Here is a 16492-nt window from a genome sequence, read left to right on the forward strand (position 1 = left end):
GCTCCGGCTTCGCCGCGCGCGTTTGCAATCAGCGACTGTCCTGACCTCGTAGATATTGCCGGGAGGGCATCGCGCCTTCCGAAGCTCACTCGGACCTGTCGCTGTCCTCGCCCGTGGGGCCGATCGCCTCGCTTAGAGGCTCCCCCCTCAGAGGCGGCGCGGCCCGGTCGGACCACCTCCTCCCAGACTGCGCAATTTTGCAGACGACGCTTCTTCGCGCTCGTTGATCCTTTCCCGGGCCCGGAGCGCGCTAGCTCCTTTCCTGACCTGCGCGGGGGCCATCGTGCCTGAAACCCGAAACCTGGGCTGCCCGTCATCGGGTCTGACGCGCGATTTCCCGGATCTCGCGAAGGATCGGCCCGTCGACGGCGGAATCAGGGCTTCTGAGGTCTAACTCCACCGCCCCTCCCTGCCAGTCCCGCACGATGGTCCAGGTGCCTTCACCTTGTCGGATCGCATAACCGCCGTGCGTGAACAGTACCTCGTGCCTGGCCCGCAACGCCAGCAAGTCACGAGTAAGCTCCAGCTTTCGAGTGGAGAGCGATCCCGCCCCCGCCCCTCTTGTACCGAAGTCGACCAGGCGGCGATTGTCCGGATCAGTCAGGCTCAGGGCCAGTCTCTCGGTGCCCTGATAGATGTCTGGAACGCCCGGCGCGGTCATCTGCAGGATGACTTGCCCAAGCACGATCTGTTCAAACATGCGTTCGTAGCGCGCCCGTGTGTCGCCTGGCCAGACCTCGGTCCCTTCGACGATCCGCAGCATCTCGCCCGCCAGTTCGCCGCCGCGCCGTTCCGCCTGCTCGTCCGGCGCCTCGTGCGAGGAGATATCTTTGGCCTCGCGCATGGCCTTGGCCATGTGCGCGCAAAGTCGTGCTTCGGCTTCCGGCTCTCCGAGCAGGGCCAGTGCGCATTGCACCGCGTAGATGCCCCAGCGCTCGGGAAGGTCCAGTTCCTGCGCGCGCCGCGTCGCGCGATGCGTGAAGGGGCCGATAATTTCGGGAACATGGCTGAGCGCCGCGATGGCCGCGCGCGCATCGGCGGAGCGCTTGGTATCATGTGTCGACAAAGTGCTGAGCGCCAACGGACTTGTTTTCGCACGTTCCTGCATCGTTCGCGCGAACCGAACGGCATCGATCGCACCGCATTCCGGCCCGATGCCGACCTCGCAGAACGGCAGGTAGGATACGGCGCGGAAGAACACCGTATCCTCTTCCGATTTTGCCGTCAGCGCCCCGGTCAATTGTTCAAAGCGCGCCGCGAAGCTGGCTGCGGCCGGCTCGTCGGCGGCGGCGTGGAGCAGGTCGAGCAGCCAGCCCGCCTTGGCATCGACCGAGCGTAGCGTTTCCATCTCCGCATTCGGCAAGTAGCCATCTGCAGTGTAGGAGCGATAGACTGGCCAATGCACGGCGAGTTCGGTCAAAGCGCGCGAAACGGCGGCTTCCGCCCCGCTACCGCATCCCAGCGCCTCGAGGGCGGCCATACGGACGCGCCGAAGTTCGGGATTGAGCGAAGTTGCGAGCAATTCACGCCGGACGCGGCGAACCTCCGCGCCAGTGTCGGCAGGAACCGCGCCCATGGATGCCGTGCGGAGCGCGTCCAGGCCGCCGGGATCGGTCAGCAGACGGGTGATCGGGGCCAGAAACTCATATCCGCTCATCCCCTCGATGGGCCATCCAGCCGGAATGGTTTCGCCGTCCTTGACTATCTTCTCTATCCAGATTGGCATGTCGCCCACCGCCTCGCGCAAGCGATGGAGATAGCACGCCGGACGAGCGAGCCCATCGATATGATCGATTCTCAGGCCCTGGATGCGCCCCGTGCGCGACTGCTCGACGATCCAACGGTGGGTCAGCGCGAAGACCTCCGGATCTTCCTGGCGCACGCCGACGAGACCGGAGATGTTGAAGAACCGGCGATGGATGATCGCGCCAGCCGTCGTGCGCCAGTCCCCCACCGACCAGAACTGCTGCTCCATTAGCGCGGATAATGAGGGATAATCGGGCTTTCGCCCGGCAAGATCGCGCGCAAGCGGCGTGGGGCGTAGCGGATAGCACACGCCCTGGATGCAAAGTGCATCGCCCAATGCCGAGAGCGCTACCGCACCTTTCGCAAGCGTGTCTTCAAGGCTGCCGTCGATGAAGGGGAAGTGGAGAGGCCCCCGATCCCAATCCAGATCGAAGACTTTCGCGAACCTGCTATCCCGGCCACGCCGCATGATGTCGGCGATAAAGGGATTGTCCGGCGTAAAAGCCATGTGGTTCGGGACGATGTCCAGCACGATTCCGATCCCCGCCTCCCGCGCGGCATCGGCCAGCGCCACGAAAGCCGCCTCGCCGCCGACCGCCGGATCGACTTCGTTCGGATCGATCACGTCGTAACCATGCGTCGATGCCTCCCCCGCCCGGAACAGCGGCGAGAGGTAGAGGTGGCTCACACCCAGTTCGACCAGCCAGGGAAGCAGGCCGCGCGCTTCGGCGAGCCCTACGCCGCCGCGCAATTGGAGGCGATAAGTGGCGACAAGGTCGCGCATGGGGGCGGTCATGGGTCAGTCCCGTTCGATGGCGGCAGAAAAGGCGAAAGGACTGTCCGGACTGGTGACAGCCAGGATCGGATCGTCATGCGGCCGAAACCGTGCGGTGCCCGGCGTCTGCGATGACAGAAATGCGCGCAGAGAAAGGCGGGCGATCCCGAAACCCCACGATACCTCGACCAGCGGACCATCGCGCCGGACGCGGACCTCGGGATGCGTCGTGATCTCAAGCAGGGGGACGAGATGGGCTTTCCGCAAGGCCAGCAAGTGCCTTACGAATTGTTCGTGCCGCCGTTGATCCTCGCGCTCGGCACTGCCGATCTTGCAGGCGGCGAACGTCCCGGCCGCGATGGGATCGGGCACCCGGCCGCCGAATGCCGGGAACTGGGCGAACTCCTCGGCGCGGCCCTTGCGCACCGCTTCGGCAAGATCGCCCGTAAAATCGGCGAAGAACAGGAACGGCGCGTCGGTCAGGAATTCGTCGCCCATGAATATCATCGGCACATAGGGCGACAGCAGCGTCAGCGCCGTCACCACTTCAAGAGCCATACGATCGGTAACGAGCTGGTGCAAACGTTCGCCCTGCGCCCGATTGCCTGCCTGGTCATGATTGCCAAGGAAATTCAAGAAAGCGGTGCGCGGCAGACCTGAGGAAGGTTCTCCGCGCAATGTTTGCGCGGCCGCGCGCGCCTGCCCCTGCTCGACGTAGCCGTCGCGCAGGGCGATCTCGATATCGGCCAGCGGATCAATCGAGAACGGGGCGTAATAGCCCTCGTCCTCACCCGTCAGCAAGCAATGCACGGCATGGTGCCAGTCGTCGTTCCAGGTGGCGTCGAATGGACCGCCTTTGCCGAAATAGCCCGTCAGGTTGCGCTCGTCCTCGGTTACGAGGTGGATCTGGCGGCCCCAGTCAACGGCGCGGACGCGCTGGCCGAGTTCATCGAGGAAATGAACCGCCGACCGGTCCTCTATAGCGTGCACCGCATCTAGCCGCAGCCCGTCGAGCCGATATTCTGCCAACCAGCTGAGCGCATTCTCGATGAAGAAATCGCGCACGGCCGGTGTTTCGTAAGCGATGCCCTGCCCCCATGGCGAGCTGCGGTCAGGATGAAAGAACGACGGGCACCATGCCGCCAGATAGTTGCCGGAAGGGCCAAGGTGATTGTGGACCACATCAAGCAGGATACCGATTCCCAGACTCTGCGCGGTGTCTACGAACCGGCGAAAGTCGTCGGGCGAGCCATAGGCGTTGTGCGGCGCATAGGGCAGCACTCCGTCGTATCCCCATCCATGCCGGCCGTCGAACTGGGCGACCGGCATCACTTCCACCAGCGTGACGCCCAACTCGCGAAGACGTGGAAGTGCCGCTTCTGCGGCGGTGAAAGTCCCTTCCGCGCTGAATGTGCCGAGGTGCAGTTCATAGACTACCGCCTCGTTCCACGGCAGGCCCGCCCAGGCGTTCCGCCATGCGAAACCATCGGGATCGACGAGAACCGAGGGGCCGTGAACGTCGCCCTGCTGGGCCCGGGCTGCTGGATCGGGGTAGGCAGCGCCATCAACGAGGAAACGATAGCTATCACCCGCCTTGGCCCTCGTTGCCAAGCTCCACCAGCCCTGTTCCTGCCGGTTCAGATCGGTGCGTCCGGTCGGCAGTTCGACCGCAACCTGGATTGCGTCGGGCGCCCAGAGCCGGAAGCGCCAATATCCGTCGTCCAGCAATGTGGCGCCCCAGGACTTCGAGATGCGGGACGAAGTCGCGACCGGCATCGGCATCACTCCGGCGCGAAGACGCTGACGCTTGCAGCCGCCACGATCGCGGTGCCGTCCTCGACCGGCTCGATGCCGAAAGCTTCAGGGCGCGAAGTGTCGACCGCGCGATGCCATTTCTGGATGCCATTGTGGGAGGGCAGCGTGAACGTGACCTCGTCCCCGGCATTGAACACGATGAACAACGGTCGCTCACCTTCGGCGAAGGCCTCCTGGGCGGAATACGTCAGGAACAGCCCGAGCACGCGCAGTTGCGCCTGCCCCCAAAGTTCGGCATCCATCTCGCGCCCGTCGGGCTGATGCCAGGCGATCTCAACCCGGCGCTCCTCCGCCGGCGTTCCGTTGAGAAAATTGTCCTGCGAAAGCACCGGGTGATCGCGCCGGAACGCGACCATGCGCGTACAGAATTCGAGCAGCGCCTCGTCCTTGCCGGCCCAGTCCACCCAGGCAGTCTCATTGTCCTGGCAATAGACGTTGTTGTTGCCGTTCTGGCTGTTGCCGAACTCGTCTCCAGCCAAGATCATCGGCACGCCCTGGCTGAGCAGCAGAGTCGCCAGCATGGCGCGGCGGCGTGCGGCGCGCGCGCCGTTGATGTCCGCATCATCGGTGCGGCCTTCCGCGCCCATGTCGTGGGAAAGGTTGTTGTCGTGGCCGTCCGCTCCGCCTTCCCCGTTCGCCTCGTTATGGCGATCGTTGTAGGAAACGGTGTCGAGCAGTGTGAAACCGTCATGCGCGGCCAGGAAATTGACCGATGACGTTGCGCCCCGGTCCGAATGGTTGAACTGTTCAGGCGATCCCACCAGATGATTGGCAAGGTCGCCCACCAGCTCCTGGTCGCCCCGCCAGAATCCGCGCGCGGTGTCGCGGAACTTGTCATTCCACTCGCGGAAGGGGTAGGGAAAGCCGCCCACCTGATAGCCTCCGCTGCCCACGTCCCACGGTTCTGCGATCAGCTTGATGCCCGAAAGGATCGGATCCTGCCGGATGGCATCGAAGAAGCCGCCCTCACGGTCGAAACCCATGGCCTCGCGCCCCAGCGTGGAGGCAAGGTCGAAGCGGAAGCCGTCCACGTGCATGGCCTGCACCCAATAGCGCAGGGAATCGAGCACCATGCGGATGACCATCGGATGGGCAACGCTGAGCGTATTTCCGGTCCCCGTCTGGTCGAAGCTGAAGCGGGGATTTTCGGGAGAGAGGGCGTAGTAGCTGGCATTGTCCAACCCCCGGAAGCTGAGCGTGGGCCCGCGTTCCGATCCTTCTGCGGTATGGTTGTAGACAACGTCCATGATCACTTCGATGCCGGCCTGGTGAAAGCGCTTCACCATGTCCTTGAACTGGCGGATCGCTCCCGAGCCCTTCGCCCCTTCCCGTCCCGGCCCGAGATAGCGCGGTTCCGGCGCGAAGTAGCCCAGCGTCTGATAGCCCCAATAGTTCGACAGGCCCTTGTCCAGCAGCATGCGGTCGTCGAGGAAGAATTGGCATGGCAGTAGTTCCACGGCCGAAACGCCCAGCTTCTGCAAGTGTTCGAGGATCGGATCGCTGACCATTCCCGCGTATGTCCCGCGCAGCTCTTCCGGAACGCCGGGGTGCAGCATCGTCAGCCCGCGGACGTGGGCTTCGTAGATCAGCGTCTCGCCCCAGGGGCGGCGGATCGAATTGTCGCCCTCCCAATCGAAAGCGGGATCCTGGACGACGCCCTTGACCATGAATGGCGCGGAATCGCGGGTGTCGAACGTCAGATCGTCCCCAGTCGAAAGGTCGTAGCCCCAAAGCGCATCGTCCCACCGCAGTGTCCCGGCGATCTCGCGCGCGTAAGGGTCCAGCAGCAGCTTGTTGGCATTGAACCGGTGACCGCGCGCCGGATCGTAAGGGCCGTGCGCGCGGTAGCCATAGAGCTGGCCGGGAGTGACGCCCGGAACGTATCCGGAAAAGATCGAGCCTTCTCGGCTCGGCATTTCGAGCCGGGCCAGTTCCTCTTGCCCGTCCTGCGAAAAAAGGCAGAGCTCCAGGGCTTCGGCATTCTCGGAAAAGATCGCAAAGTGCGTACCGTCGCCTGTGAATTCCGTGCCCAGTTCGTGATATTGCCTCTCCGGCTTTGCAAAGGCGTAATCCATCGCCTCAGATCGCCGGGACTGGGGAGTTTTGAGGGGCCGGCGCTTGCAGGGCGGTCCGGGTGGGCGGCAGCTCCCGCACCGGCGCGCTCCGGCGTTGCAACACGGCAAGATGAGCCAGCGCGCGCGCCGAAACCAGCCGAATGCCGCCGGACGAGGCGGTGCACCACCCCGCGTATTGCGCCAGCGAGGCGTCGAGATCGAAGCCGTCGGGCACGATCGCATCGGCTGTGACGATCGCGTCGGATATCGTCACCCATTGCCCGATGCGCGCGCCCGGCAGGACCACCACATTGCGCAGCAACGTCCCTGTCCCCACGGCGGCCGAAGCGTCGTTGCGGCCGCCCCTTGAAACCGGCGCGGGCCATTCGGGGTCGAATGCGAGCGAGCCGGCGGCAATCTGCATCTGCACCGCATGATACGCGTCAAGCGTACCCAGGTCCTGCCACAGTGGCTCTGCGCCCGCGCGTCCCGGCAGGGCGTAGGCGTAAGCTTCGCCCGCCTTGACCAGCCGGGGAACGATGTGCTTTCCGAAATCGAGGTCGGCAATGGTTTTCGCCATTTCCACCAGCAGCGTGCGCAGCGCCTTCCAGTCGAAGACGTAGATGCCCATGGAGGCCAGCGCATGGCCGGGCCGGTCCTGCGCCGGGGGCGCGATGCGCGGCTTTTCGATGAAAGCTGTGATCCGGCCGGTTGCATCGGCGGCCAGAATACCGAATTCACTGGCCTGTGCGACCGGTACATGAACGACGCCTACCGTGACCGAGGCCGCCCGATCGCGGTGACGCGCGATCAGCGGACGATAGTCCATCTGATAAAGGTGGTCTCCCGCCAGCACGACGACGTGATCAGGTGCTTCGCTATCGATCGCTTCCACCACGCTGGCGACGGCGTGGCCGGTGCCGGCGAAGGGCCCGTGGTCGGCACCGTCAAGCACCTTGAATACGCAAGGCGAACGGTCGGAATGCCAAGCCTGCTCGAGATGGTCGTGCAGTGTCGCAGGCGCATGCTGCGTCAGCACCATTGCCTTGCGCAAACCCGAATTGACCACGTTTGCCAGAGTGAAATCGATGAGCCGGAAATCCGGGCCGATCGGAATGGCGGGTTTCGCCTCCTCGTTTGTCAGATCGTGAAGACGGCTTCCTTTGCCGCCGGCCAGCACGATGGACAGAACTTCACTGGGCGACGGAACGACTTTCGCAGATGCCATGTATCCCCTCGGTCGGATCTCGGGTTCTGCGACACAATTCGCCAACCGGGCCGGGGGTTCCGTATTCCTCACATAAGTCATGTCGATTTTTCGGACCTTGGCGGCAACGCCGCGCACGGGCGCTTCCCCAGACCGACCCGCCCGCGCCAAGGAAGGCTAGCGTCATTCCGACAAGGAAGATGAACCACTTAATCCGGGCCAAAATACCGAGGCGACCGGCGGAGCGCCGGCGCGCGGCCTTCGCTAAGAATAAGCACCATGCTGAAGAATCGGGACTTCGATTTCTTAAGCCAAAATCTCCAGCCCGAGCCAGCTTCGATTTTTCAAATTGCTCCCGTTCTCACTCGAGGTGTTTCCGGGCACAGTCACTGGAAGCGGTGCCCGCTAGCTCTTCCCCATTCGACGCGGAACGATTGACGCTTCACGCGCGGCCTCTTCCCCCGATGCCAGAGGTCCTGGTCGAGGTCCCTCTCCAGCGCGCGTCCCATTAATGCCCCACGCATGGGCGAGCAAAGACCTGAATAGGGGTGGTAAAGGGTCCCGCAAGGGCCATCTCAGCAGAAAGGCAGCTGCCCCGCTCGGCTTCCTGCCGAGAACAATCTACCGGATTTAACCCGTTATCCAGGCTTTCGACCGACGTCACCGCCGCCGCCGTGCATACCTGGATGGCGGCGCTCAGAAATCATGTCGCTGCGCTCGTTCGGATCTTTGCGCTGAGAATCGCGCCCTTCCTGCGATGAAGAAGCTTCACGATCACTCTGCTTTTCGGCCTGTTCCTGCACCGCGGGGTCGTTGCTGGAAGTTGCCTCGGTTTGACCGCCCTTTAGTCCACGGGCTTCGAGTTCACTCGTCTTCTGCGCGTCCACGCCTTCTGCGATTTCCCGGTTTTTAGAGTCGTTATTCGCGCCATCGCCGGAGGATGGAGCTGGCCCGATGGATGTTTGACCTACCATATGCATTCTCCTTTTTGAGAGAAGGTCTGCGGTGTAACAAAGTTCCCCTGCCACCAATGCATCGTCGGGTATGTCTTCCTGCTCCACTGTGATCTGCAAGATAGCTCCGATGCTTTGGCGCGGGCACGCGTTGACAACATCCCAGTTCACCGAGTTGGAGCTTTGAAGCACATGCGAGGTGGCTGCCTGATAGCGAAACATCCATTCTTGCCAGAAAACTAACGTGCTGCCATCGGCCACGGCCTGACGGCCCCTTCCGTCTCCAGTTTGCTTTTTAAAGCACCTTCCAAAAATGGGTCGTGTGACGCGCCTTATCCGTTGGCGCGTTCTTGGCGATGGAAGTGACGGTCCATCTCTCCGATTTCAGCTCCTGCCCGAAGACTTGCTTATCTCAGATCAAGTCGATTTTGTCTCAAGTCAGGAGCCAAATCGGGTACCACCGCATTATCTCGGCATGGCACGCGGCGCCGCTTCGCGGTCCGACGCCATCAAGGTCAGTCGAAGAGCGCATACTGCTTCAAAAAACGCATGCGACTGCCCCGGTTGGGACAACCTTGCTGACACAAGGTAATACTTTGCGGCGAGCGGGTCTGAACGCAACCACGAGCGTTCTACCGTTGGCACCCTACCTCTACCGCGTCTGTAATTTTTCGAAATCGATTCGGGATGACCGAAGTGACCGGTGATGTCTCCTCTGTCAGGACAAGAGTTGGCGTCCTGACATTCCATGATCTTACAGAGATGGGACAATTTAATTTCAAGCCGACGGTAACGGCTGCCAACATGGAGAAAAGCAATGCGTGCACTGCTACGATTGGGTGTCCTCGCGGGACTTGGCTACTTCATCTACTCGAAGTTCGCAGGATCGCACGGATTGGATGACGATGACCGCGGCCCCGTGGGCTCGTCGGGCGTAGTTCGTAATGCGGGCCCGGAAGAGCAATCAGGCATCCGCAATGACGATTGGGATTCCTTAGACGAACAGATCGACGGAAGTTTTCCTGCCAGTGATCCTCCGGGGAGCTACTGACTACCCGCGGATCTCCAGTTGATGCTCGCCGTTATCGGGGAGTGACTTCGCGGCCGCAACTGGACTTGGGCCGTCAGATGCTCGCGCTGCCCCAGTCGGCCGGGTCGTTCGAATACTTGCCCATTCCCGCCAACGAAAAATTTCCGGCGGCCAGGGCATAGCGGAGGGATGCGAATGCATGACGGACGCCCCGTGTCTAATTGGCCAAGTGACATCGATCGAATGGTCGATTGGCGAGCACCGGATACCCGGCGATCTATCCCGCCCGTGGCGCCCACAAATCTGCCATGGCCGAGTTGCCGGAGTAACAAACAATGAAATATGACGTCGACGCCCTGGTGGTTCTCCCAGACGACATTGATCTGGCTCGTTCACCGCTCGCAAACCACATCGATGCGGAAACGTTTGTGCTGGGTGCTTTCAATCCGGGGCTGACCAGATTGCCCAATGGCAATTTACTGCTGATGGTGCGCGTAGCTGAGGCGCTACGGGATCCAATAGCTGATGGCCATCTGCACAACATTCGCTGGGAAGCCGAGGGCGATGGCCGTTTTGTCACCGACGCTTGGCCGTTGGAGCTGGTCGACACGTCGGATCCTCGCACAGTGCGCCTTCGTGGTGGCGGCTGGAATATCATGGTCCTGACTTCGCTTTCATGGCTACTGCCGGTCGAGCTGACCCCGGACGGGATGACCCCTGTCGCGTTCCACTACGATAGGGCGATTGCGCCAATCAACGGCTTGCAGTGCTACGGCGTCGAGGATCCGCGGATCAGCTTCGTGGAAGGTCAATGGCTCATGACGACCTGCTCGATCGGCCCCGAGCGCCAGTGCACAACGCTGTACACCTCGAGCAATGGGATGGATTGGACATTCACCGACATCCTCCTGGACCATCAAAACAAAGACATGCTGTTGTTCGAAGGCCTGATCAACAATCAGTACTGGGCACAGACCCGGCCCCTTGGGGATGCTTACTTTGCATACCCTCCCGGTAGTGAATGGCGCGCCGGCCCGTCAATAAATCTCGCGCATTCGCCGGACGGACGATTTTGGAAGCCATTCTCGAAGCCGGGAATTCGGCCGCATGCCGCGACCCTGGCCACCGCCCGAATGGGTGGGGGAAGTCCTCCTCTCCTGACAAAAGGCATAGAGGATGGTGGATGGTTATCTCTTTGGCATGGTGTCGAACCAAAGGAACTGGTTGGAATTTATCGGACCTATTGGTCAATACTGGCAAGTGACGATCCCAGTACTGTCGTTCGTTCGTGCCACAAACCGCTACTGGAGCCGAACCCAGACCTCACCATACCGATCGAACATCAGATGTATTTGCGAGACGTCGTTTTCACCACGGGGATTGTAGACGCCGGAGACCACTACATCGTCGCCTCTGGAGAAGCAGATCTCGCATGCCGCATCACCCATATACCAAAGTCGGCATTCTCGCCATAATCGCGTCGGCCGCTGACCCAGCAAGGACGAAGCACTCTTCCTCTGAAAATTAGAGCGGATTTCAGACGTTTTGAATCGATGGGTGATTCCCATTGGCCCGAATTCCTGATGCAGCATCCGTTCTGGTGAAGAAAGACGGCAGGGATGGCTCGTTCGATGGATTTGCGCTCTCGGTTCTGGCCGGCGGAAGATGGCGGACTAATTTGTCGCGCTGCCGCAGACCGGTTTGGCGCCGCGCCGTCAACAGCCATCCGCTGGCGGGCGCAACGGTTCGAAACAGGGACTTTGCCCCCAAGCCGCGGGGCCGAGACATGCGCTCACGATGGGATGAAGAGCGTGCAGCGGACATCCTGGATATTTTGGGAGGTGCGCAAGGACATCGCGCTTGAAGACCGCGCGTCCAAAATCGCGTTCTAAGCCATCTAGGAGACACATTATAGCAGACAATGAGGGCATACGCGGTCGCGGGACAGTTCACGCCCGGCGTCGCTGACTTCGGCCGCTTTCCTCTCACCGAAACTCCTGGAATACCTGTCATAAGCCTCGGGCCGGAAGGCCTGGCGGCTTTGCCGGGAAGGCGGCTCAAGCGCTTTTGCAAGGCGGGGTTGCGCGTGAGGTTCCAAACGATGTCGCGGTCAGGTCCCTCCCCTGGAAACTCGATTGATCCCTGCCCCTCGCCCGCCTTTCGTCACCTACATCTTTCCTCGGCCTCGATAGTGCTCCGCGGCGGACTTCCCGACGCACGCCGTGCGGCAACGCAGCACGGATCAGCATACCGATCGGGACGCGGAGAAGGCCCAGCCGCACGACCGAAATCCATCGTAGTTCGGCACCAAGAGCAGCGCTTCGCGTTCCTCGATTCTCAGCCCAACTAAGGAGTTGCCTGCATGGAAGACATCGCCGGTTGGATCGCGCCTGCTGCCACCATGATCGCCGCCATGATGACCGGAGCCAATCTCGGCGTTCGGATCTCGGGCTGGGACCTCGTCGTCTTCGCGATCGCCTCGATCGCCGGGTCGGTGGTGGGGCTGTCGTCCGGGCAGACCAATCTCCTCGCCACCAATGGTCTCCTGACCTTCGTCAATCTGATCGCCGTGTGGCGCTGGCTGGGCAAGCAGGGTACCTATGAAGATGGCGGTAAGTTGGCCGCCGAGGCCAGCCGCCGCTCTGCTTACCCGACCCTTTTCACCACTACGGGTATCGCCGCCGTGCCGGTCGCGGCGGCCAACGGCAAGAAGCTCGGGAATGCGGGTGATGTGCTCGTCTCATGCAAGAGGGGCAAAGTAAGCTACGTCGTGGCCGACTCAAGCGGTGTCGGCGGCATCGGCGAAGAATTGCGCGCGGTCGGTCGGGCACAGTTCGACTTCGCCTGCGATCGGGTGAAGTTACGTCGCCTCCGCGCCTGGTTCGAAAGCTTGCCGCCGCTTGCCGATGGAGACTGGGCCGCCGCCCGGCCTGAGATGGCTTGGAGTCCTGATCGATGACCGCTTCTCGCGGTTTGGGGGAGACCGCCCTGACGCTTGCCGAAGGCCTGCGTGCCGGTGATCTCCTTTACCTGGCAGACGACGACCACGAGGCCGAGATGGTGGCTGCCGCTCTAGCAGCATTGGTTCCCAACGCCCGCGTCGTCTTCGTTCCATCGAGTGACACTCTGCCCGGCGACCGCGCGCCTGCTTCCCCTGCAAATATCGGTCGGCGGGTCGCGGCCCTGCGCGATCTGCGCAGGCTTGCCCTTGACGACGAGCGGCCGCGCCTCGCAGCGATTATGAGCGGCGAAGCAGCGGCCAGGCTTTATGAGGAGCCCTCCGCATTCGACGCGGCCCCGCCGAGCCTGCGGACCGGTGACCCGATCCACATCGGGGGCTTCGCTGCCCAAATGGAGGGGCTCGGATATTTCAGCGACGACCGGGTGGACGAGCCCGGCGAAGTCGCGGTGCGCGGCGATGTTATCGACATCTTCCCTGCCGACGCTGGCCTTCCCGCGCGGATCGATGTCGCGGAAGGGCGGGTCGCCGGGATCCGCCGCTACGACCCCGCAACGCAGCTAAGCGAAGAGCCATGCGACTACCTGGAAATCGGCCGGGCCGCCGAACCTGTCTCGAAGGCGAAGGTCTCGATCCTCGCCCACTTGGTGCCAGGTCATGTTTATTTGTCGCCCAAGGCGGACAAGCGCCGGCAGCGCTTCATCCGGCTCGCCGGGCAAGCGGCCAGCGGGGGCGGCGGGGCGATCGACGCCGTTTCCGAGGATCTTTGGACTAACGAGCTTGCCGCCTGGGTGCAGGGGGAACCGGCGAGGAGAGTTTCGCCAATCCCACGCTTTGCCGAGCAGAAATCCCCCCTCGCCGCGTTGCGGCGTTTCGCATCGCCGTTGCTCGCCGCCGGACAGCGGATGCTGCTAGTCGGCAGCGAACGTGATATTCGTTTCCTGAGACCCAAGTTTGCAAAGATCTTCAAGATCGAGGTGGAAACGCTCGAACACATTGAAGATGTGGCGGGACTTCCCGCAGGGGGCGTCGCAACGCTTGTCGCGCCGATCGACCGCGGCGCTGACTCGAACGACGTTTTGATGATCGCCGCGGCCGATCTTCTCGGCAGCCGTGCCCTGTTGGACAATGTTGAGCAGACGCAGGCTGGATTGCAGCTTGCAAGCGGCGACATCCGCTCGGGTGATCTGGTGGTCCATGAGGATCATGGAGTCGGCCGGGTGGTCGGCTTGGAACATGCGCCCGGTGACGCCGGGGTCGATCTCATCGTTCTCGAATATGCCGGGGGCCACCGCCGTTTGGTACCGGTGCATGAGGCCGGCCGGCTATGGCGCTACGGCGGCGACGGAGATGCTGTGAAGCTCGACAAACTCGACGGCTCGACTTGGGAAAAGCGGCGCGGGTCGATCGACGAAGCCGTGGCCGAAAGCGCTCGCGAACTGCTGCTCCTCGCAGAGAAGCGGCGCCAGTTCGAAGCACCGGTGATCGAACCCGACTCCGCCAGCTACGAACAATTCGTCGCGACCTTTCCATTCAACGAGACTGCGGATCAGGCACGGGCAATCCAGGCCGCGCGCGACGATCTTGCTTCGGGCCGGCCAATGGACCGCCTCGTCATCGGCGATGTCGGCTATGGCAAGACCGAGGTCGCACTGCGCGCTGCGGCACTCGCCGCCCTCGCGGGCTACCAGGTCATTGTGGCAGCGCCGACAACCGTACTTGTACGCCAGCACCTGCAGACATTCGAGCGCCGCTTCGAAGGCACGGGTGTGAAAGTTGCCGGTCTGTCGCGGCTGTCCAGCGCGGCGGAGAAGAAAGCAGCCAAAGCGGGCCTCGCCGATGGGTCTATTGGAATCGTCGTCGGCACGGCTGCGGTCATGGCGAAGGACGTCAGCTATGCGCGGCTCGGACTCGTCATCATCGACGAGGAACAGCGCTTTGGCGCGGCCGATAAGGCCAAGTTGCGGAGACGCGTGGAAGTGCACCTCCTGGCCATGAGCGCGACACCGATACCGCGCACGCTCCACCGCGCGATGATCGGTCTACAGCAGATTTCGATCATCGCCACTCCGCCGGCGCGGCGTCAGCCGATCCGCACAATCCTTGCCACGCCCGATGATGCCATGATTCGAACGGCGCTGCTGCGCGAACGCTCGCGGGGCGGACAAAGCTTCGTTGTCGTGCCCCGGGTTGAGGACCTCGGGCCCCTCGCCGCGCGCTTGGCCCGCATCGTGCCCGACCTCCTCCTCTTCGAAGCGCACGGCAAGATGCCGGCCGGCGCCATCGACGAGGTGATGGTCCGCTTTGGCGACGGTGAAGGCGATGTCCTGTTGGCGACCAACATCATTGAAGCGGGGCTCGACGTGCCGCGCGCCAATACCATGATCGTCTGGCGCGCAGACCGCTTCGGCCTCGCCCAGCTTCACCAACTGCGCGGACGGGTGGGGCGCGGCAATCGCCGGGGGCAGGTCATCCTTCTGACCGACGGCGGCGAGATCGCCGAACGCACGATGAAGCGGCTGCGAACGCTGGCCGCCTACGACCGGCTTGGTGCGGGGTTCGAGATCAGCGCGGCAGACCTCGACCAGCGCGGCGCCGGCGACCCGCTCGCCGATACCCAGGCGGGGCACATGAAGCTCGTCGGCGTCGACCTCTATCAAAACCTGTTCGAAGCTGCACTGCGGCAAGCCCAGGGGCAGGATCCGGGTTTGTGGAAGCCCGACCTCAATCTGGGAGACGCCGGCGGCTTGCCGGCGGAATGGATACCTGACACCGATATCCGGCTCGGTCTCTACGTGCGTCTCGCACGCCTCATTTCCGAGGGCGAACTCGACGCGTTCGAAGCGGAACTTGCCGACCGGTTCGGTCGGCCCCCGCCCCCTGCCGAGCGGCTGCTCGCTGCAGCGCGCATCGGCATCCTCGCCCGCGCGGCGGGAATAGAGCGTGTAGACGCCGGCCCCGCAGCCATCGCTCTCACCCCGCGCGGCGGCGAACTGCACCTGCCGGATGGCACCGATCTCACCGAGACGGATGGACGCTGGTTGCTGAAGGAGCGGGCTGACGAAGATGCCAGACTGACGCGGGTAGCGGAGCTTCTCGAGACCCTTGTCCCGCCAGGAGGTTGATGCATGTCGGAGTCACGTGGCAACCCTTCCGATTGCCTGGTCGTAGGCGGGGGCCCGGCCGGCCTCACAGCGGCGATCTATCTCCCGCGGTTCCGTTTAAGCGTGGAGATCATCGACGCCGGCAAGAGTCGAGCCGCCTTGATCCCGCGCACGTACAATCATGCCGGCTATCCGGGCGGCATTCCTGGCAGCGAACTGCTTGGCCTCATGCGCGAGCAGGCCTCGCAGTTCGGTGCGACTGCCCGTGCCGGATTGGTCGAAAAGATCGAGCGAAACGGGGAGCTCTTCGCGCGCATCGGCGATGAGGCTCTGCATGCACGCGATGTCGTCCTCGGGGCGGGTGCTGTGAACAATCCGCCCAAGACGGCCTCAGAGATCCTTGACGCCGCGCTGGCTCGCGGGCTCTTGCGCTATTAGCCCATTTTGCGGTGGCTATGAGGTGACCAACAAGAAGATCGGCATGATCGGCTCGCGCGCGCGGCCGCAACGAGGCGTTGTTCCTCGGGAGGTGTCTAGGGACGTGACGCTCATTGCACCGGAGGGCGGCCACGCGCTTAGCAAGGAAGAACAAGTCCAGCTGAAGGAATCCGTCATCGTCTTGCGGGAAGCTCCACGCGCGCCGCTCGGGATCGAAGGAGAGAGACGATCTTGGTTCCGGTGCCCGGCGAAACCCTAGCTTTCGGCACGGCCTTATCGCGCGCTGGGATCTGTAATCCGCCCAGAACCACCAGCGGATCAGCCTACCGAGCCTCTATGCGGCCAGCGGTGTTGCCAAGCGCCTCGATCAAATGAATCACGGATGGGGAAGCAGGCGCCGCGGCGACGATC

Annotated in this window: 10 protein-coding genes and 1 pseudogene; 6 read left to right on the top strand and 5 right to left on the bottom strand. The window is 62.9% G+C overall.

Features of this window, described 5'->3' with window-relative positions:
• Positions 1-313: 313 nt before the first annotated feature.
• The 5 genes from treY to EDF56_RS23860 form a co-directional block, all read right to left on the bottom strand.
• On the bottom strand, positions 314-2542 hold the full coding sequence (gene treY, locus EDF56_RS23840) for a malto-oligosyltrehalose synthase (protein WP_132392315.1): 2229 nt from the start codon (positions 2540-2542) through the stop codon (positions 314-316).
• A gap of 3 nt (positions 2543-2545) precedes the next feature.
• Positions 2546-4297, bottom strand: a complete 1752-nt coding sequence (treZ, locus tag EDF56_RS23845) for a malto-oligosyltrehalose trehalohydrolase (protein ID WP_132392317.1) — start codon at positions 4295-4297, stop codon at positions 2546-2548.
• A 5-nt stretch (positions 4298-4302) separates the two neighbouring features.
• The gene (gene glgX, locus EDF56_RS23850; protein WP_132392319.1) at positions 4303-6411 is read right to left on the bottom strand and encodes a glycogen debranching protein GlgX; all 2109 of its coding nucleotides are present in this window, start codon (positions 6409-6411) and stop codon (positions 4303-4305) included.
• A 4-nt stretch (positions 6412-6415) separates the two neighbouring features.
• Positions 6416-7735, bottom strand: a complete 1320-nt coding sequence (locus tag EDF56_RS23855) for a sugar phosphate nucleotidyltransferase (protein WP_132392321.1) — start codon at positions 7733-7735, stop codon at positions 6416-6418.
• A 500-nt stretch (positions 7736-8235) separates the two neighbouring features.
• The gene (locus EDF56_RS23860) at positions 8236-8811 is read right to left on the bottom strand and encodes a hypothetical protein (RefSeq protein WP_132392323.1); all 576 of its coding nucleotides are present in this window, start codon (positions 8809-8811) and stop codon (positions 8236-8238) included.
• A gap of 556 nt (positions 8812-9367) precedes the next feature.
• Between EDF56_RS23860 and EDF56_RS23865 the strand changes: the two genes are divergently transcribed.
• The 6 genes and pseudogenes from EDF56_RS23865 (at position 9368) to EDF56_RS26520 (ending at position 16081) form a co-directional block, all read left to right on the top strand.
• On the top strand, positions 9368-9601 hold the full coding sequence (locus EDF56_RS23865; protein ID WP_132392325.1) for a hypothetical protein: 234 nt from the start codon (positions 9368-9370) through the stop codon (positions 9599-9601).
• A gap of 314 nt (positions 9602-9915) precedes the next feature.
• Positions 9916-11055 (top strand): glycosidase, encoded by a 1140-nt coding sequence (locus tag EDF56_RS23870; RefSeq protein ID WP_132392327.1) that lies wholly within the window; start codon positions 9916-9918, stop codon positions 11053-11055.
• 144 nt (positions 11056-11199) lie between these two features.
• A pseudogene (locus EDF56_RS26515) lies at positions 11200-11313 on the top strand (IS630 family transposase); the annotation flags it as partial.
• Between the two features lie 629 nt (positions 11314-11942).
• Positions 11943-12539: a PRC-barrel domain-containing protein gene (locus EDF56_RS23880; protein ID WP_243652822.1), complete on the top strand. Its 597-nt coding sequence runs from the start codon at positions 11943-11945 to the stop codon at positions 12537-12539.
• Positions 12536-15664, top strand: a complete 3129-nt coding sequence (locus EDF56_RS23885) for a DEAD/DEAH box helicase (protein ID WP_132392329.1) — start codon at positions 12536-12538, stop codon at positions 15662-15664. Before EDF56_RS23880 ends, EDF56_RS23885 begins: the two co-directional genes overlap by 4 nt.
• A 3-nt stretch (positions 15665-15667) precedes the next feature.
• Complete coding sequence (locus EDF56_RS26520) at positions 15668-16081, top strand: NAD(P)/FAD-dependent oxidoreductase (RefSeq protein WP_347813002.1); 414 nt, start codon at positions 15668-15670, stop codon at positions 16079-16081.
• The last annotated feature ends 411 nt before the right edge of the window (positions 16082-16492 follow it).

It is taken from the genome of Novosphingobium sp. PhB165, assembly GCF_004341845.1.
Lineage (GTDB): Bacteria > Pseudomonadota > Alphaproteobacteria > Sphingomonadales > Sphingomonadaceae > Novosphingobium.